Origin of the sequence: Deinococcus arcticus (assembly GCF_003028415.1) — a bacterium.
GTDB lineage: Bacteria > Deinococcota > Deinococci > Deinococcales > Deinococcaceae > Deinococcus > Deinococcus arcticus.
Map to the genome: position 1 here is coordinate 171,303 of NZ_PYSV01000001.1, position 16,411 is coordinate 187,713.

The following is a 16,411-nucleotide window of genomic DNA, read 5'->3' on the forward strand; positions in this document are numbered from 1 at the left end:
CAGCGCCAGCTCCTCTGGCGTGCCCTGGCCGCCCGGCCAGTGGGCGCTGGGTGCCCTTCCCGGCGCGGCGTGTGCCGCCCCATTCGGTTCCGGGTTGCTTCTGGCCAGAGGAGCAGGCTGTCTCAGCCGGGACAGGGGGCAGGCCGCGCCGGCAGCCCCCTCCGCCAGGGCCTACAGGCTCAGGCCCACGATCAGGCGTTCGAGCACCGTGGCCGGGTCCTGGCCGCGTTTCATGGCCAGATCGGCGCCCAGAATGCGCTCCAGGTGGGTGCGGATCCTGGCCTCGTTCAGGCGGCGCGCCACCTCCAGCGCCTTCTTGGCCGGGTAGGGTTTGACGCCCAGGCGCTGGGCAGCCGCCTGTTCGGTGATCCGGCCCTCTTCCTGTCCCAGCGCCACGCAGCGCGCCACGAGGCTGTACTGCCACACCACGGCGCCCAGCAGTTTGAACGGGTCCTCGCCGTCCGAGAGCAGGCGGCGCAACTGCGTCACGGCCTCGCCGGTGCGGCCGGTGGTGGCGGCCCCCAGCATGGCAAAGCTGTCGCCGGGCGGCTCGCGGCCCACCACGCCCGCCACGACCTCGCGGGTCAGGGGGCCGTCCAGCAGGGCCAGCTTGTTCAGCTCGCCGGCAATCCCGGCGAGGTCCGGCCCGAACACCTCGGCCAGGTAGGCGCTGGCAGCCTTGTCCAGCGGCAGTTTTTGGGCGCGGGCACGGCCCACCACCCAACCGGTCACGTCGCCGGGCCTGGTGGGGGCTGCCGAGGCCACCACCTCACCCCGGGCGCTGTACAGCTTCAGGCGGGTGGCGGGCGGCGCCTCGTCCAGCAGCGCCACCGTCACGGGCGCGCTGGCCAGGGCCTCCAGCAGCGCCTTGTCGGGCTTGACCCCGGCGAGGTCCACCAGCACGCCGCCGTCGCCAAACAGGCCCGGGTTCAGGTGCGGGCCCACGGTGTCCAGGGTCACGTCGTCGCCGCCCAGGCGCGGCAGCGTGCGGGGGTCCAGCCCCCGGGCGCGCAGGGTGGCCTGCAGCGTTTCTTCGGCCAGGAAGGGGTGGCCGGTAAAGGCGATCAGGGGCACAGGTCCTCCGGCACGGGGGCAAGGCCCAGGGCGGCGCGCGCCGATTGCAGCAGGGCCAGCATCTGGGCGGCGCTGGCCGGGCGGTCGTCCGGGTCGCGCCCCAGGGCGGCGCGCAGCACCTCGTGCAGGGCGGCCGGGCCCGGCAGCGCCGCGCGGCGGTCGTGAACGCCGGCCAGCCAGCCCAGCGCGTCCTCGTAGGGGGGGGCGCCGGCCAGGCAGTCGAACAGCAGCACGCCGGCCGAGTACAGGTCGCTGCGTGGTTCGCCGCGCAGGCCCAGAAACTGCTCGGGCGCCATGAAATGCGGGGTGCCCATGCGCGTGCCGCTGTGGATATCCAGCGGCAGACCCCGGGCGTGGCTCATGCCGAAGTCAATCACGCGCACGCTCTGGGTGCTGGCCTGGCCGCCCGCCAGCAGCACGTTCTCGGGTTTCAGGTCCTGGTGCGTGACCCCGCGCGCGTGCAGGTGCGCGGCAGCAAGCAGCACCCCGGCCGTCACCTGGGTGGCCTCGTCGGCCCCCAGGGGCCCGCTCCGGTCCAGTCGCTCGCGCAGGGTGCCGCCCGGCACGAAGGGAAACAGCAGGTGCCGGGGCGTACACAGCAGCGGCGAGACAATCAGCGGGCAGGCCACCCGGGTGGCCACCTCGCCTTCGTGCACGAAGCGCGCCTGCAGGTCGGGGCTGTCACTCAGCAGGGTCTTGACGAAGACGGTCTGCCCCCGCCACAGCGCCTGCTCGCAGCGCACGCCGCCGTGTTCGGTCAGCGGCTGGCGGGCCTGCAGTTCAGCTGAAACGTCGCGGCTCATGCGCGCCGGGGCCCTGTGCCGGAACACCGCCGGCCCGCACCCCCCGGGCCGGCGGCGCTGAGGACGGGCGGCCGGCGCCGCCAGCCTGGCCGTGCGGCGTCTCGCCAGCGGGTTGAGGGCACAGATGAAAAGCGGCACACGTTCACTGCCCACCAGTCTTTCATACTCACGTCCGGGGTGCACCCGTGCTGGAGGCCATCTGCGCTTCATGCACGGCGCGCCGCCGGCCGGTCCTAGCGCCGCCCCAGGTCGGTGGGCAGCGGGCCCTGGTTGTGGGTTTCAAAAAAGGCCGCCATGCGCGCGCCCAGCTCGGGGGTAAAGCGGTTGGCGCCCAGATGCGCGCCCTCCACCTGTACCAGCACGCTTTCGGGGCGACCGAACACCTCCAGCAGCCGGGCAGTGTTGCTGGCATGGGGCACCGTCTGGTCGTCCGCGCTGGCCACGGCAAACAGCGGCTGGCGCGGCGCGGCGGTGGCCGCCACCAGGGGGTTGAGGCGCGGCCCGGGGGGCCCACGCAGCGCGTAGGCCGCCTGAATCTCCTGGCGGCGGCTGTGGGCGGTGCCGTACGCCTGTTCCAGGTCCACCCAGGCGTCAATCAGGGCCACGGCGCGCACCGGGTACGGTGCGCCGGGCAGGGCGCTGCGCAGCGCCATCAGGCCGCCCATGCTCAGGCCCAGGGCGAAGGTCTGACCGTTCCAGGCAAAGCGCCGGGTGGCGGCGGCGTGGGCGGCGCCCAGTTCGGCCAGGGCCGCCGGACTGCCCCAGGTGGTGGGGCCCCCGTCACCGCTGAGCAGCACGGCCAGCCCGGCGCGCAGCAGGGCGCCCGTCAGCACTCCCATCTGCGGGCTGTCGCGCAGGCGCTCGGCGGTCTGCCCGCGCGGGTGCGACACCACCACCAGGGCGCAGGGCCGCGCCGCACAGGTGGGGGGCGCCTGCAGCCACGACGGCGCGTCGGCGGCGCCGACCGACACCCAGGCGGCCGGCGTGGCGGGAGGGTCCAGGGGCTGGGCCGGGAGGGGCGGGAGGCTCAGGGCACCTGCAGCGCCACTGGCGGCACACAGCACAGAGAACAGGAGGACGGCGGCAAGCTTCACTGCGCGGCACTGTAGCGTCTGAAGCTGACGGCAGGCTGTGACCGCCCGGAAGCTGCCCAGACGGGCGCCAGAGGCGCTGCGCCTGTTCGCCTTCTCTCAGGGCCGGCGCCGCAGCGGGCTCCAGCGGCCGTTCGTCCAGGCGCGCAGCAGCCACTCGAAGGGACCGGCCGTGAAGTGCCGCAGCCACAGGTGGGCGAACAGGTCCAGGGCCAGCCACACCCCCAGCGTCACCAGCACCGTCAGGCTGAGGCTGAGCCCTCCGTACCAGCCCAGCCCCCAGCCGGCAAACAGCAGCCCCAGCAGCAGCGATTCACCCAGGTAGCCCGTCAGCGACATGCGCCCGGCGGGCGCGGCCAGCCGCAGCAGCCGCGCGGCCGGGTTCAGGGCGGCCAGCGCCACATACGCCCCCGTCAGCGCCGGCGCCGTGAGAAAGCCCAGCGCCACGCCCAGCACCTGCTGGGCACTGTCGCTGCTGAGGGTCAACCACGCCGAGGCCGCGCCGCCCGGCAGGCCGACAACGGCGCCCAATAGCAGCAGGCGGCGCCAGAGTGGCCGGTAGCGCTCGGGCCGGCGCAGGACCCCCAGCCGGCCCGCCACCAGCCCCAGCAAAAACATGCTCAGGGCTAGCGACCAGTTCAGAATCCCTAGGGTCAGCAGCACCCCCGGCAGCGCGGCCAGGCGGGCGCGGGCCGCCTCCAGAACCCCGCCCTGCACGGCGCGGTCCAGCGCGGCGGCGTCTTCGACAAAACCCGCCGAACCCGGCCCGGCCGCCAGCGACCCCAGGGCCACCAGCGCCAGCAGCCCCGCCCCCATCACGTAAGTAGCAGCGGCGCCCCTCAGGGCCGTGCGGGTGCGGCGCGCGGCAAACCACGGCAGCGCCAGCCCCAGCACCGCGTAACTGAGCAGGATGTCGCCAATAAACAGCAGCGCGGCGTGCAGCAGCCCCAGCACGCCCAGCGCCAGCAGGCGGCGGCGGTAACGGCGCAGGCCGTCGCCCCGCCGCGACTGCAGCAGCAGGGTCAGGCTGTACCCGAACAGGAACGAGAACAGCAGGTAAAACTTGCCCTGCGCCAGCGCCACGATCAGCCACGCCAGCACCCCGTCCAGTCCCGAGACCACCAGGGCCGGGGTCAGGCCACCGTGGGTCATGGCCAGGTACGGCATGTTCACGAACACGATGCCCAGCAGGGCCAGCCCGCGCAACTGGTCCGGCAGCGCCTGACGTTCACCCTGAACCAATACCGTTTCTTTTGGAACAATCATGTTCCAGATCATAGAGGATTGGCCCCCCACCCGCTAGGCTCTGGGCATGAGCAGAGCCCGCAGTGCCGCGCCGGCGCCCATTCTTGACGTGCTGACAGAAGCGCTGGTGGAGCGGCCCCAGGCCAGCCTGGGCGAACTGGCGGCGCTGGCCGGCGTGGGCCGCACCACCCTGCACCGCCTGTACCCCACCCGGGAAGCGGTGCTGCGGGCCGTGGCCCTGGACGCCCTGGCCCGCCTGCGCGAAGTGGACGAGGAGGTGGAGTTGGCGGCGGCCTTTGCGCCGGACACGTCCCCGGACGACTCCTGGCAGACGCTGGAGCGCTGGATTGAACGGCTGGTGCCCCTGGGCCCACGCCTGAGGTTTCTGCTGCGCGCCTCTGAACTGGACGGCGACGCGGAACTGACGCGCGCCTCGGCCGCGCTGGACGCCACACTGCTCTCTGCCCTGGAACGCGCGCAGGCCCAGGGGCTGCTCAGCCCCCGCCCACCCGCCGCGTGGCTGATGGCCTCCCTGCACGCCCTGATTTATGTCTGCTGGGAACAGGTGGCGGCGGGCACGGTGGCGCCGCGCGACGCCGCCGGGTTGGTGTTCCGGACCTGGCTGGGCGGGGTGGGGAGCCAGGGCAAGAGGTAAGCGGCTCCCTTTACCGCCCGAACAGCAGCGTGCTCAGGCGCGTCTTTAGCAGTGCCCGGCCCAGCAGCGCGGGCAGCACCAGCGCCACCACGAAGTACGCGAGCAGGGTGAGCGCCACGCGCCAGGGCGGGCCGTCGGGCGTCATGTACTTTTCCAGGGCCTGCAGCAGCGCCGGGTGAATCAGGTACACCTGCAAACTGACCGTGCCCAGCAGCCCCACACCCGTGCGCAGCCAGGGCAGGCGGGTGCTCCGGGCCAGGCGGTAGGCCAGCCCCAGCAGGGTCAGGGCGGTCAGGCTGGTGTAAACCCAGCTCAGGCCGCTGTACACCACTGGCGTAACGGCCTCACCCCGGGCATAGGCCAGCGCAGTGGGCAGGTAGACCAGGTAAGCGCCAATCAGGAAGGGCAGCAGGGTCCAGCGGCGGCGCTGCCACCAGGCGGTAAATTCGTCCAGGCGCGCGCCCACCGCCATGCCCAGCACCACCGGCAGCATGTACCACAGCACCGTACTGGCCGGAAACGGCAGGCGCAGCACCTCGCGGTTCAGGAAATACAGGCCCAGTTGCAGCGCCAGCCCCAGCAGCAGCGCCGCCGTGATGCTGGGCCGCCGCCGCGCCAGGGGCAGCAACAGGGGCAGCACGAGGTAGACCTCCAGCGCCACCAGCAGGAAATACAGGTGGTAGCTGGCCTTGCCGTACAGCAGCCAGTCGCGCCAGCGGGCCCAGTCGGTCAGGGTCTCGGGCTCGCGCTGCCCGGTCCAGACGTACCAGCCGATGTACAGGGCACTCCAGAGCAGGTACGGCCAGCCCCCGCGCGTCAGGCGCCGCCAGAAATAGCGCCCCGGCTCAAAGCGCTTCAGCAGGCTGCGGGTCAGCACCACCGCCGACAGGAACACGAAGGCGGGCACCGCAAAGTGCAGGGTGCGGTTCAGCAGCAGCGCGGCCAGATGCGCCGTCGTTTCGGGCTGGAACCAGCGCATGGCCACGCCGGTCGTGTGGTGCCCCACCACTTCCAGAATGGTCAGCCCACGAAACAGGTCAATGGCCGAAAGGCGGGCACCGGGCGGGGGAGCAGGTTCGGCTTCCAGAGGCGGGGCGTCCGGTCCCTGGGCAAGGGGGGCCGGACTGGCAGCGGGCTCGGGCGCCGCAGGAACAGGAGCAGGGGAGAGCGGGGGCGGGTCGGCCATCAACCCCTCACGCTACCGCGCCGGGGGCAGGCCGGGGTGAAGAGAAATTTTCATGATTTGCAGGTTCGGGAGTGGGCCGTGGGAATGCGGACGGCTCAGCGTGGCCCGCCCCCGCCGCGTGCAAGAGGTTCAGCGCCCAAAACCCTGTTGCCCAGCCTGAAGTGGGTGCTTCAGGCTGTCCCACGCACCACTGCCCACTTACCCCCGCCCCCTCACCTCGAACCCCGCCGCGCCCAGAATCCCCGCCGCGTGCGTCACGTCATCGGGGCTTTCCAGGCCCAGGCGAATGGCGCCGCCGTCCTCGCGAATGGCCAGCACCTCAATGTCTTTAATGTTCACGCCTGCTGCGCCCAGCGCCTGCGTGACAGCTCCAATCTGGTTGGGCCGGTCTGGCACCGCCACCACGAGGTCGTGGCGCTGGGGCAGCAGGCTGCGGCGCACCACGGGGAGGCTGTCGCGGGTGCGCTTGCCCTCGTGGGCGGCAGCCAGCAGTTCCTCGGGTTCGTCCAGGTCGGCTTCTAAGCGCTCCAGCTGACGGCGAAAGCGGCCCAGGGCGTCCTTTAAGGCCGCGCGGTTTTCCACCACCATGTCGCGGCTCATGCGGGGGTCGCCACTGGCCACGCGGGTCAGGTCGCGGAAGCCTCCGGCGGCCAGCAGGCTCAGGCGTTCGTCGCGCGCCACCATATGGGTCAGGGCCAGACTGGCCAGGTACGGCAGGTGGCTGATGGTCGCCACCAGCGCGTCGTGGGCCTCGGGTGGCATCACCACGGGCGCGGCGCCCAGTTCCTCGACCAGCGTGCGGGCGCGACTCAGGGCCGTCAGGGGGGTGTGGTCAGTCGGCGTCAGCACCCACACGGCATTTTCCAGCAGGGCGGCGCGGGCGTGCGTCACCCCGCCGCGTTCGCTGCCCGCCATCGGGTGCCCGGCCACAAAGCTCCGCACCCCCAGCCGCTCCATTTCAGCCGCAATGCCGGCCTTCACGCTGCCCACGTCGGTCACCAGCGCCGCCGGGTTCAGGTACGGGGCCAGTTCGGCGGCCAGGGGCGCCAGGGCGCGCATGGGAGCGGCCAGCACCACCAGGTCAGCGGCGCGCAGCCACTCACCGGCCCCGGCGCGCACCTCGTCCACCACGCCCAGTGCCTCGGCCTCGCGCAACACGTCCATGCTGGCGTCCAGGCCAATCACCCGCCGGGCCAGCAGGCGCTGGCGCAGCCCCAGGGCCACGCTGCCGCCAATCAGGCCCACGCCGGCCACCACGGCAGTGTCGAACAGGGGCAGGGAGGGCGCGGCGCGGTCTGGGCGGGCGGTCATGGGGGCGAGGCTAGCATGGTCCCTGGCTGTTAGACGGGCCCCCCATGCAGACCGGGAACCGTGCAGTCAGGCGCGCTACAGTGCCGGGCGTGCCCGGTCCCGAAGTGCTGCTGTACGGCCTGCCCCTCGCTTTTCTTGCCGGTTTTCTGGATGCGGTGGCGGGCGGCGGCGGCACCATCACGCTGCCAACCCTGTTTTTAATGGGCCTGAGCCCCGCGCAGGTGGTCGCCACCAACAAGCTGCTGGCCATCTTCGGGTCTGGCAGCGCCACGTGGCAGTACTGGCGGGGCGGGCATGTGGAGCGGCCCCTGGTGCTGCGCCTGATTCCGCTGGCATTGACAGGCAGCGCGCTGGGCGCTTTTCTGGTGCGTTTCGTGGACCCGGCGGTGTTCCGCACGCTGGTGGGCGTGGTCATTCTGGCGGTGGGCGCCCTGGTGCTGGTCAACAAACGCTTTGGCCTGGAAGACCGCTACCCCGGCCTGACCACCCGCACCCTGGCCCTGACCCTGCCCGGCACCCTGGTGATTGGCCTGTACGACGGCTTTCTGGGGCCCGGCACCGGCACCTTTGCCATGTTCCTATTCTCGCTGGCGGGCTTTAACCTCGTGCGCTCCAGCGGCAACGCGCGCACGCTGAACTTCGCCACCAACCTGGGGGCGTTTTTTCTGTTTCTGGTGGGCGGCCAGATGGTCTGGTGGCTGGGCCTTTCGATGGGCGCCGCCAACGCCCTGGGCGCCTTTGTGGGCGCGCGCATGGCCATGCTGCGCGGCAGCGCTTTTGTGAAATGGGTGTACGGCGTGATTGTGCTGCTGGTGTCGGCCCGGTTGTTTCTGGGGGGATAGGGGGCAGTGCCACGCGGACCTTCAACCGTGCGCCCGCGCCCCGTCTTGTCCGAGGCCGCGCGCCATGATGCACGCTATGACCCACACTGCCCCCCAACTGCAACAGGCCATCTTCGCTGGCGGGTGCTTCTGGTGCACCGAAGCGGTGCTCAAAGACGTGCGCGGCGTGCAGAAGGTGGAAAGTGGCTACATTGGCGGCCATACGCCCAAGCCCGATTACCGCAGCGTGTGCAGCGGCCAGACCGGGCACGCCGAGGCGGTCCGGGTCACCTTCGACCCGGCGCAGGTGGCCTTCAAGGATCTGCTGGGCCTGTTTTTCGCCACCCATGACCCCACCACCCTCAACCGCCAGGGCGCGGATGTGGGCACCCAGTACCGCAGCGCCGTCTTTCCCCTGACGCCCGAACAGGAGGCCCAGACGCGCGAGGTTATGGCCGACCTGACCCGCCAGGAGGTGTTCGGCCGCCCCATCGTCACGACCATCGAGCCGGCCAGCACCTTTCACGTGGCCGAGGCCTATCACCAGGACTATTACGCCAACAATCCGCGCCAGCCCTACTGCGTGGCCGTGATTGCCCCCAAGGTGGCCAAGCTGCGCCAGCACTACGCTGAGCGGCTCAGGGGCTGAGCGCCACCACCGCCACCACCGTCCGTCGTCAGCCCAGCTTGCTCAGGCGGCCTTCCAGGTCACGGCGGGTGCGCTGGGCCAGGGGAAAGGCCAGCCACGCCTGCAGGCTGTCGCGGGTCAGGTCCGGCTCGCCCACGTACGCGTCGAACAGCTCGCCCAGGGTGGGGGCCGCCGGGTCGCCGGGGGTAAAGCTCACCGGGTCGCCTGCCCCCACGGTGCCCTCCTGCAGCACCCGCAGGTACAGGCCCGGGCGGCGCATGCGGGCAAAGCGTTTCACAAAGGACCCCTCGCGCACATGGGCCGCCAGCGTGCCGCAGGGAATGCGCGGCGCGGTCACTTCCAGGACCACCTCGCCGGCTGCGCCGTGAACCGTCAGGCGGTCCCCCACCCGCACCTCCGCCGAGGACAGCCCGCTGATGGTCAGGTTCTCTCCGAACAGCCCCGGGCGCGCGGGGGCGGCCAGTTCGGCGGCCCAGGCCGCGTAATCGGGCATGGTGTACGCATACACCGCCTGGTCGGGGCCGCCGTGGTGCTTGCGGTTAAGGACATGGTCGCCGTCCAGCCCGGCGCGCGTGACCTGCACGTGGCCCGGCAGGGGGTGCTTGTCAATGCCCGTGACGGTGGTGCGCCCACCCACCTTCAGCGCGGTGGGCTGACCGACGCACACCGCCGTGACCCTGAGTTCGTTCATGCACCCCAGCGTAGCAAAGGCGCCCCGCCTCCCCCTCCCCGGCGCCGGGCGCGCAGCGTGACCCCCGTCCTGGCTGCCCGGGGGCCCGCTGTGCTGAAATACCGGGTGTGAGCAAGCCTGCCCGCCCCCTCCCCGCCGACCCCCAGCCGCTGGGCCCGGAGCAGTTGGCCCAGGGCCGCAGCCTGACCCTGGCCACCCTGTGGGCGCTGTTCCTGCTGAGCGTGCTGCCGTCGGTCGCGGGGCTGGTGCAGGGGCAGACCGGGGACCTGCTGCGGCAGGCGCTGTACGCCGGGGCCACCGCCTTCTTGCTGGGCATGGTCTGGCGCGGCAGCGTGTGGGCGTGGCGGCTGACGGTGTCGTTTGGCATGCTGGCCGGGCTGCTGGTCTTTGTGGTGGGCATGCTGGCGGGCGGGTCATCCTGGCGCGGCTGGGTGGTGAGTGTGGCGGGCCTGGGCTACCTGGTGCTGGCCACGGCGCTGGTGGGCACGCCCAGCATCCGCGCGTTTCTGGATCGCCGCTGGGCGGCGCGCAGGCCGGTATGAGCAGTGAGCGGCGCTTTACGGTGCAGGGCACGAACAACGCCTTTACCTGCGGCCACTGCGGGGCCTCAGTGCAGCCGCTGCAAAACGGCAGCGTGCGCAACCACTGCCCCCAGTGCCTGCACAGCAAGCACGTGGACGTGCTGCCCGGCGACCGCGCCTGCGACTGCCACGGCCTGATGCGCCCGGTGGGCGTGGAGCAGAGCGGCAAGAAGGGCTGGGTGCTGCTGCACCGCTGCCAGACCTGCGGCTTCCAGGGCCGCAACCGCGCCGCCCTGGATGACCCCGCGCAGCCTGACAGCTGGGAAGCGATTGTGGCGCTCAGTGCGCGGAGCGGGGGGCTATAGGGGCCAGCGGCCGGAGACGAAAAGCCCCCGCCGTGTCGGGCCAGGGGCTTGTCTTTTCTGGTGCCGGTGAGGGGACTCGAACCCCTACGGTTTCCCGCTCGATTTTGAGTCGAGTGCGTCTACCATTCCGCCACACCGGCCTGCGCGTTGGGGGCGAGGGGAATCCTAGCGCCCCTGCCCCCACGGGGTCAAACGTCGCTGGGCTCTGGCCGGGCGCCAATACGCGCCCCCAGGTCCCGGCGCAACTGGGCGCCCGGAAAGTCCACGCGCTCCGCCAGGGCGTACGCACGGCCCAGCGCCTCGTTCAGGGTGGGGGCGGTGGCGGTCACCGCCAGCACCCGGCCCCCGTGGCTGCGCAACTGGCCGGCGTCCTCGCGCGTGCCCGCGTGGTAAATCACCTCGCCCGCCTGGGTGGGCGGCAGGATCAGGGGAATGCCGCGTTCGGGCTCGCCAGGGTAGCCGGGGGCCGCCAGAATCACCACAGCGCTCGCCGCCGCCCGGAAGCGCACGGTGCTGGGGTCCAGCTGCCCCCGCGCCGCGTCCAGGGCGTGCTGCGCGAGGTCGCTCTCCAGCAGGGGCAGCACCGCCTCGGCCTCGGGGTCGCCAAAGCGGGCATTGAATTCCACCACCTTCGGCCCCGACGGCGTGAGCATCAGCCCGGCATACAGCACGCCGCAAAAGGGGTGCCCCTCGGCCGCCATGCCGCGCAGGGTGGGCTCAATGATGGTTTGCCGGATCACCGCCATCGTTGCGTCGTCCACCGGGAAGGGGCAGATCACGCCCATGCCGCCCGTCATGGGACCGGTGTCGCCCTCAGAGATGGTCTTGTGGTCCTGGCTGGGGGGCGTCAGGGCAAAGCGCTCGCCGTCAGTCAGCGCCAGGATGGTCACCTCCTGGCCGGTCATGAAGTCCTCGATGACCGCCTGGGCGTCCGGCGCCGTGAAAATCTCACGCAGGGCCGCCTCGGCCTCGGCCACGGACGCGGCGATGGTCACGCCCTTGCCGGCCTTCAGGCCCGCGTCCTTGACCACGATGGGGAGGGTGGTGGCCCCCCCGGCGAGGTGCGCCAGGGCCTCGTCCAGCGCGGTGAAGCTGCGGTGCGCCGCTGTGGGAATGCCGTGGCGGGCCATGAAGGCTTTGCTCCAGGCCTTGTCTCCCTCCAGGCGGCTGGCGGCCTGAACAGGCCCGAAGGCCGGCACCTCCAGCGCCGCGCAGGCGTCCACCACGCCAGCAGCGAGGTAGGCTTCTGGCCCCACGATCACCACATCGGTCCCCTCATCCCTGGCCAGCTGTGCGAGGCTGGCGGCGTCCTGGGGACTGTTCAGCACCCGGGCCATGGCGGCAATCCCCGGGTTGCCCGGGGTGCACAGCACCTCGTGTCCGGCCCGCACGCAGGCATGCACGATGGCGTGGTCGCGGCCACCGCCACCAATCACCAGCACCTTCATGCCTGGGCCCCGGCGCGTGCTGCGCGGCGCTGCCAGTACCGGGCCAGCCCCTGCACACTCATCCAGGGCGGGCAGGCGAAGTCAAAGCGGGCGGGCAGCTCGGGGTGCTCGGCGCGCAGCTCTTCCATCAGGGCCAGGGTGAAGTTGGCGGTGACGCGCTCCAGGTCGTCGCCAGCGGCCAGTCCGGTGCGCACCCGTTCGGCGTCGGCGGCCAGAGTGCGGCGCAGGCCAGCCCAGTGCTCGGGGGTATTGCGGTAGGTGCCGAAATGTGCCAGGTGCAGCCAGGCGGCGTCGGTGCCTTCCAGCAGCGCCAGACTGGTCTGCCACGCGTCCAGGTCAATGTCGGGCGGTGGCGTGGGCGCCCGTGGGGTCTGGGCGGCCAGCAGGCGAATCCCGCCCACATCGCCGGTAAACAGGTCGTCGCCCACGTGGTAGGCCAGATGGTGTGAGGCGTGCCCCGGGGTGGCCAGTGCCCGCACCTCCAGCCGGCCCAGACGCAGCACTTCGCTCCCTGAAAGCGCCTGCAGGCGCTCCGGCGGCGCCGGCTGCATCGGGCCCCACAGGCGGTCCATCTGGTCACCGTAAATCTGCCCGGCACTGGCCAGCAGCCGGGCCGGGCGGGCCAGATGGGCCGCGCCCCGCTCGTGCACGTAGGCCCGCGCGGCCGGCACCTGGGCCAGCACGGTGCCGGCGGCCCCCACATGGTCAAAATGCACGTGCGTCAGCAGCAGGTGCCGCACATCGGCCAGGCGAGCCCCCAGCCCCTCCAGGCCCAGCTGTAACTGGGCCAGCGTGCTGCCCGGCCCGGTGTCTATCAGGGCCAGACCGTCGCCAGTGTCCAGCACGAACACGCCGATCACCCCGGGCGTCTGCAGAAAATGCAGGTCCAGCAGCTGGGGGCGGCTCACGCGTTGCCCGTGAGGCGGGCCCCCAGCAGCGCGGCCGCCATGATGTACTGCACGCCCGCGATCAGGCGCAGCGTCAGCACGTTGCGCGCGGTTTTCAGCGGCCCCAGCGTCAGCGCCAGCACCCCCGTCGCGCTGAGGACAATCACGATGAACAGGATCCACAATGCCATGACTGCCAGCATAGCGCCCCGGTGCACAGGGCTTTTTCGGCTGTGTGGAGTGGGGCCTGCGAAGAGCGGCGCGGTGGTGTGGCCAGCAGACGGGGGAGGGGCAGGTGAAACAGACGGACCGCGCCCAAGAGCCGTCTATCACGGCCGAGGTTAAGGGGCCCAGTTTCTCACTGGTGCCAACGAGGCGAAATCAGGCTGGCTGGATGGTCCCCCAGCTGCAGCGTGGGTCAAAGGCGTTAAAGCCGACTTGAGGCGATCCGAATGTGATGTGTGGGCGTGTGCAGTACCTTTCGGGCATGCCTCTGCACACCGGCGACCGCGTGCCCGACTTCACGGCCCAGCAGGACAGTGGCCGACCCTACGCCCCGGCGCCCGGCCGCTGGCGCGTGCTGTTCTTCTTTCCGAAGACCGCCACCACCCATTGCCAGTTGCAGGCGCGGCGCTACCAGGCGCTCGCGGCCGAGTTCCAGGCGCATGGGGTGGACATTGTGGGCGTCAACGGTGATCCCAAGCAGGAACAGGCCAGATTCCGGGAACTGTGCAAGCTGGATTACCCGCTGCTGGATGACCGCAAACAGGAGATCACCACACTGTTTGGGGTGCTGGATGATCCCTGGCCGGATGAAGAGGTTCGCCGCCCCCGCCGGGAAACGTTCCTCGTGGCCCCAGACGGCATCATCACCGATCACTGGACCGAGGTGAATCCTGGCCAGGACGCAGAGACGGTGCTGGCCCGTGTGCGCGAACGGATGGAGGCAGAGCTGCAGGTGTAGGCGAGGCGCTCAGCGGGAGGTGGAAAAATCCCCGCTGGCTCAACGGATCAGGCGCACCTTCACTGAAGGTGCGCCTGACTAAGTGCTTCAATCCTACGAGGCGTTGCGTTTCACGACAATCTCCGGGCCCTCGTAGTAGCGCGTAACGCCGGTCACGAGGTCCTCGACAATGAAGTCAATGCGGTAGATCCCTTCAGCGGCGAAGCCCTGGGTCACCTGAAGGCTGGTTCCGGCAGGCAGAATCGGATCAACACGCTGGCGGCTGGGGATCAGCGAGCCACTGGTGTTGTCATAAGCCAGGGTGGCCACACGAACGGGATTGGCGGTCGTGCCAGGCACAATCCAGCGTGCCGAGACGATATTCAGTTCGCCTGGGCGGGTGTCGTAAACAATGTTGTCCACGATCGAGAGGGACGCCAGATTGGCAATCTCGCTGTCCGCCGCCGCGCGCGACACCCGGACGGGCATCTCCTGGATGTTGGTGTTGCCGTTTCCGTCAAAGGCCGTGACGCGCAGGGTGTAGTTCCCGTTCTGTACGAAAGGCTGCGCGTCCAATAGGGCGCCAATCTGGAATACTCGGTAGATAATTCCAGGGACGTTAATGGGAATATTGAAGGTGTACGGCGCCGAGGGGCAGCTCTGGGTGGGCAGCGCCGTGGCCTGGTCGCAGGTGAAGTCCAGGCGCATGCTGGTCACGACCTGATCGTCGCTGCCCTGCATCATGAGGGCAGAGTTGCGGGAAAGCACAGGGCGCGTTGGGTTGGTGTAGGGATCGGTGAAGTAGGCCGGCATCAGCACGTTCAGGGCAGGCGGCTTGGTGTCATTCACCTTGGTGTTGATGGGCGTCGTTGCCCCCAGAGACCGGGTGGTGCCATCCGCCAATCGCGCTTCAGCGGAGGCGGTAATGGTGTAGGCGTTGCTGGAGAACTCCGGGCCGATCAGGTCGATGGGAATGAAGGCCTCAAGAATGCCCTCGCTCACCCGGTTGGCTTTGCCGAACAGGGTTTTGACCACCTGACCACGGAAGTCGCGGACGTCCAGGCGAACGTCGTTGGTGCTGTTCAGGGCCGTCAGGGTAAAGGCCGTGGTGGACTGACGGAACTGGACACGAACGACACCGGGGCCCGTCAGGGTCGAGTTGGCGTCTGGACTCAGGATGGCCACCGTGGGCGCCGAGACATTCTGGATCTGCACCGTCTGCGGCGCACTTTCGCCGCGCAGCCCGGAGTCGGTCAGTGCAATGGCCCGGAGAATCAGGGGGCCATCGGGATACTTGGAGGTGTCAATACTGAAGCTGGTCGTGGGATTTAAGCTCGTGAAGGTCGTGTTGTCTACGTTGCCCCGACTGTCACGCACCTCCAGCACCAAGCTCTTGACCTTACTGGTGACGTCAAAATTGCCGGACACCGTCACGCTCAGGTTGCCACTGTAAGGCTGGCTGCCGGTGGTGTTGATGGTGAGCTGAGGTTTGGGCGCCGCCTCTGCAGGCTTGCCGCCTTCACCCCCACTCTGGGCTGCTGAGCTAAAAGTAAAGGGTAGGGCGTTCTGCGTGGCATTAAATTGCACGCTCACCGGCAGGTTGGCGGCGCTGGGATTGGCACTCAGCAGCTTGCTGAACAGTTCGGCGTCCGAGATGGCGCGGCTGGCCGTGCGGTCGGCAAACGTGGTGTTGGCGTCGTTAAAGGGACACGACGCGCTGGGGTTGGTGGCCGAGGCCGGGCAACTCAGGCCAGCGGGCAGCGTGAAAGCGGCAATGCTCACCGTCTCTGTCCTGGCTGCGTTTGACGTGGGGTCCGTCCAGGTCAGCGTGGCGGAGTTGATGGTGACTTCGCGTGCCCCGGCCTTGTTGGTGAAGGTATAGGTCGTGCTGCCCGTCAGCTGGCTGTTGGCCGCGCTGACCGTGGTCTTGCTGGACGAGACGGTGACAGAACCACTGCCAGGCGCAGAAGAGGGATTACACGACGCAATAAGCAGGGGCAGGGTTAGAAGGGCGGCTTTCTTCATGCGGGTTCCTCCGGAGCAGGAGCATCTTTGAGGTGGGGATTTAAAATATAGAAGGCGAGGCGCTTCATACCGGCGAGAAAGTCGACATTCTCCACAATCACACCACGCCACTCATCACTGATGTCTTGCAAGCCCGGGCGCTCAGCGGCGCGCGGCTGAATGACGGTGGGCGCAAAGTTCAGAATGCCCTTGACCCCGGCGTCCACCAGGGCCTGCGCCGCGTCCTGGGCGCGCTCGGGCGGCACGGCCAGAAAGCCCATATCCACGGGGTTGAGCTGGGTGAACTCCGGCAGGTCGGTCATGTGCCCGACCGTCAGGCCGCGCACCTGCTGGCCCACCACCCCGGGGCTCACGTCAAACAGCCCCACATACTGAAACTGGTAATCGCTGGCGCCCGGGTAATTGGCAATTGCCTGCCCCAGGCGCCCCATACCCACAATCACCACGTTCCAGGAGCGGTTCAGGCCCAGCACCCGCACCAGTTCGCGTTTCAGAATGGGCACGGTGTAGCCCATGCCACGCGTGCCGAAGCGGCCGAAATAGGCCAGATCCTTGCGGACCTGAAAGGCACTCACGCCCGCTCGCTCGGCCAGGTCGTTGCTGCTGGTGCGGCTGACGTCCTGCAGTTCCAGGTGTTCCAGAATGCGCAGGTACGTGACCAGACGGCTGATGGCAGCGGTGGGGATCTCCGCCACT

Annotated in this window: 18 protein-coding genes and 1 tRNA gene; 6 read left to right on the forward strand and 13 right to left on the reverse strand. The window is 69.9% G+C overall.

Features of this window, described 5'->3' with window-relative positions; genetic code table 11:
* Nucleotides 1-171: 171 nt before the first annotated feature.
* From holA to C8263_RS00790, 4 genes are all read right to left on the reverse strand, one after another.
* The gene (gene holA, locus C8263_RS00775; protein WP_107136190.1) at nucleotides 172-1,074 is read right to left on the reverse strand and encodes a DNA polymerase III subunit delta; all 903 of its coding nucleotides are present in this window, start codon (nucleotides 1,072-1,074) and stop codon (nucleotides 172-174) included.
* Entirely contained in the window at nucleotides 1,065-1,877 is an 813-nt protein-coding gene (locus C8263_RS00780; RefSeq protein WP_107136191.1) for a serine/threonine-protein kinase, read from the reverse strand. Before C8263_RS00780 ends, holA begins: the two co-directional genes overlap by 10 nt.
* 233 nt (nucleotides 1,878-2,110) lie before the next feature.
* Nucleotides 2,111-2,971: an alpha/beta hydrolase family protein gene (locus C8263_RS00785; protein ID WP_233218558.1), complete on the reverse strand. Its 861-nt coding sequence runs from the start codon at nucleotides 2,969-2,971 to the stop codon at nucleotides 2,111-2,113.
* Between the two features lie 96 nt (nucleotides 2,972-3,067).
* Nucleotides 3,068-4,234, reverse strand: a complete 1,167-nt coding sequence (locus tag C8263_RS00790; protein WP_158263716.1) for a DUF418 domain-containing protein — start codon at nucleotides 4,232-4,234, stop codon at nucleotides 3,068-3,070.
* A gap of 46 nt (nucleotides 4,235-4,280) precedes the next feature.
* Here C8263_RS00790 and C8263_RS00795 point away from each other — a divergent pair, with 46 nt between their 5' ends.
* Complete coding sequence (locus tag C8263_RS00795; protein WP_199188255.1) at nucleotides 4,281-4,868, forward strand: TetR/AcrR family transcriptional regulator; 588 nt, start codon at nucleotides 4,281-4,283, stop codon at nucleotides 4,866-4,868.
* Nucleotides 4,869-4,878: 10 nt separating this feature from the next.
* On the opposite strand, the gene C8263_RS00800 is transcribed toward C8263_RS00795, so the two are convergent.
* Both C8263_RS00800 and C8263_RS00805 read right to left on the reverse strand, forming a co-directional pair.
* Nucleotides 4,879-6,054: an acyltransferase gene (locus C8263_RS00800; protein WP_107136193.1), complete on the reverse strand. Its 1,176-nt coding sequence runs from the start codon at nucleotides 6,052-6,054 to the stop codon at nucleotides 4,879-4,881.
* A gap of 198 nt (nucleotides 6,055-6,252) precedes the next feature.
* Complete coding sequence (locus C8263_RS00805) at nucleotides 6,253-7,365, reverse strand: prephenate dehydrogenase (RefSeq protein WP_107136194.1); 1,113 nt, start codon at nucleotides 7,363-7,365, stop codon at nucleotides 6,253-6,255.
* A gap of 89 nt (nucleotides 7,366-7,454) precedes the next feature.
* On the opposite strand from C8263_RS00805, the gene C8263_RS00810 reads away from it, so the two are divergent.
* Complete coding sequence (locus C8263_RS00810) at nucleotides 7,455-8,207, forward strand: TSUP family transporter (RefSeq protein WP_107136457.1); 753 nt, start codon at nucleotides 7,455-7,457, stop codon at nucleotides 8,205-8,207.
* A 76-nt stretch (nucleotides 8,208-8,283) separates the two neighbouring features.
* Nucleotides 8,284-8,835 (forward strand): peptide-methionine (S)-S-oxide reductase MsrA, encoded by a 552-nt coding sequence (gene msrA, locus C8263_RS00815; RefSeq protein WP_233218559.1) that lies wholly within the window; start codon nucleotides 8,284-8,286, stop codon nucleotides 8,833-8,835.
* A 28-nt stretch (nucleotides 8,836-8,863) separates the two neighbouring features.
* Here the strand turns inward: msrA and C8263_RS00820 are convergent, their stop codons facing one another.
* Entirely contained in the window at nucleotides 8,864-9,526 is a 663-nt protein-coding gene (locus C8263_RS00820; protein WP_107136196.1) for an MOSC domain-containing protein, read from the reverse strand.
* Nucleotides 9,527-9,633: 107 nt separating this feature from the next.
* Here C8263_RS00820 and C8263_RS00825 point away from each other — a divergent pair, with 107 nt between their 5' ends.
* Both C8263_RS00825 and C8263_RS00830 read left to right on the forward strand, forming a co-directional pair.
* Entirely contained in the window at nucleotides 9,634-10,068 is a 435-nt protein-coding gene (locus C8263_RS00825; RefSeq protein WP_233218560.1) for a hypothetical protein, read from the forward strand.
* Entirely contained in the window at nucleotides 10,065-10,412 is a 348-nt protein-coding gene (locus tag C8263_RS00830; RefSeq protein WP_107136197.1) for an RNHCP domain-containing protein, read from the forward strand. Before C8263_RS00825 ends, C8263_RS00830 begins: the two co-directional genes overlap by 4 nt.
* A 58-nt stretch (nucleotides 10,413-10,470) precedes the next feature.
* Here the strand turns inward: C8263_RS00830 and C8263_RS00835 are convergent.
* The 4 genes from C8263_RS00835 to C8263_RS19435 form a co-directional block, all read right to left on the reverse strand.
* Nucleotides 10,471-10,552, reverse strand: a tRNA-Leu gene (locus tag C8263_RS00835).
* Nucleotides 10,553-10,600: 48 nt separating this feature from the next.
* Nucleotides 10,601-11,860, reverse strand: coding sequence for a phosphoribosylamine--glycine ligase (purD, locus tag C8263_RS00840; protein ID WP_107136198.1), 1,260 nt, complete (start codon nucleotides 11,858-11,860; stop codon nucleotides 10,601-10,603).
* On the reverse strand, nucleotides 11,857-12,768 hold the full coding sequence (locus C8263_RS00845; RefSeq protein WP_107136199.1) for an MBL fold metallo-hydrolase: 912 nt from the start codon (nucleotides 12,766-12,768) through the stop codon (nucleotides 11,857-11,859). Before C8263_RS00845 ends, purD begins: the two co-directional genes overlap by 4 nt.
* The gene (locus C8263_RS19435; RefSeq protein WP_199188256.1) at nucleotides 12,765-12,938 is read right to left on the reverse strand and encodes a hypothetical protein; all 174 of its coding nucleotides are present in this window, start codon (nucleotides 12,936-12,938) and stop codon (nucleotides 12,765-12,767) included. The genes C8263_RS00845 and C8263_RS19435 overlap by 4 nt, the downstream gene beginning before the upstream one ends.
* A 296-nt stretch (nucleotides 12,939-13,234) precedes the next feature.
* On the opposite strand from C8263_RS19435, the gene C8263_RS00855 reads away from it, so the two are divergent.
* On the forward strand, nucleotides 13,235-13,711 hold the full coding sequence (locus tag C8263_RS00855) for a peroxiredoxin (protein WP_107136459.1): 477 nt from the start codon (nucleotides 13,235-13,237) through the stop codon (nucleotides 13,709-13,711).
* 93 nt (nucleotides 13,712-13,804) lie between these two features.
* Here C8263_RS00855 and C8263_RS00860 read toward each other — a convergent pair whose 3' ends face one another.
* Together C8263_RS00860 and C8263_RS00865 are read right to left on the reverse strand one after the other, a co-directional pair.
* Nucleotides 13,805-15,715 carry a hypothetical protein gene (locus C8263_RS00860; protein ID WP_107136201.1) on the reverse strand — a complete coding sequence of 637 codons (1,911 nt, stop codon included), beginning with the start codon at nucleotides 15,713-15,715 and terminating at the stop codon, nucleotides 13,805-13,807.
* A complete protein-coding gene (locus C8263_RS00865) occupies nucleotides 15,712-16,410 on the reverse strand; it encodes a redox-sensing transcriptional repressor Rex (protein WP_107136202.1) in 699 nt (232 codons plus the stop codon). The genes C8263_RS00860 and C8263_RS00865 overlap by 4 nt, the downstream gene beginning before the upstream one ends.
* Between the last annotated feature and the right edge of the window lies 1 nt (nucleotide 16,411).

What these genes read in the sequence shown, in the direction of transcription:
- msrA (WP_233218559.1), top strand. Translation starts at nt 8,284, where the DNA reads ATGACCCACACTGCCCCCCAACTGCAACAGGCCATCTTCGCTGGCGGG.
- C8263_RS00795 (WP_199188255.1), top strand. Translation starts at nt 4,281, where the DNA reads ATGAGCAGAGCCCGCAGTGCCGCGCCGGCGCCCATTCTTGACGTGCTG.
- C8263_RS00855 (WP_107136459.1), top strand. Translation starts at nt 13,235, where the DNA reads ATGCCTCTGCACACCGGCGACCGCGTGCCCGACTTCACGGCCCAGCAG.
- C8263_RS00800 (WP_107136193.1), bottom strand. Translation starts at nt 6,054, where the DNA reads ATGGCCGACCCGCCCCCGCTCTCCCCTGCTCCTGTTCCTGCGGCGCCC.
- C8263_RS00820 (WP_107136196.1), bottom strand. Translation starts at nt 9,526, where the DNA reads ATGAACGAACTCAGGGTCACGGCGGTGTGCGTCGGTCAGCCCACCGCG.
- C8263_RS00790 (WP_158263716.1), bottom strand. Translation starts at nt 4,234, where the DNA reads ATGATTGTTCCAAAAGAAACGGTATTGGTTCAGGGTGAACGTCAGGCG.
- C8263_RS19435 (WP_199188256.1), bottom strand. Translation starts at nt 12,938, where the DNA reads ATGGCATTGTGGATCCTGTTCATCGTGATTGTCCTCAGCGCGACGGGG.
- C8263_RS00805 (WP_107136194.1), bottom strand. Translation starts at nt 7,365, where the DNA reads ATGACCGCCCGCCCAGACCGCGCCGCGCCCTCCCTGCCCCTGTTCGAC.
- C8263_RS00830 (WP_107136197.1), top strand. Translation starts at nt 10,065, where the DNA reads ATGAGCAGTGAGCGGCGCTTTACGGTGCAGGGCACGAACAACGCCTTT.
- C8263_RS00860 (WP_107136201.1), bottom strand. Translation starts at nt 15,715, where the DNA reads ATGAAGAAAGCCGCCCTTCTAACCCTGCCCCTGCTTATTGCGTCGTGT.
- C8263_RS00780 (WP_107136191.1), bottom strand. Translation starts at nt 1,877, where the DNA reads ATGAGCCGCGACGTTTCAGCTGAACTGCAGGCCCGCCAGCCGCTGACC.
- purD (WP_107136198.1), bottom strand. Translation starts at nt 11,860, where the DNA reads ATGAAGGTGCTGGTGATTGGTGGCGGTGGCCGCGACCACGCCATCGTG.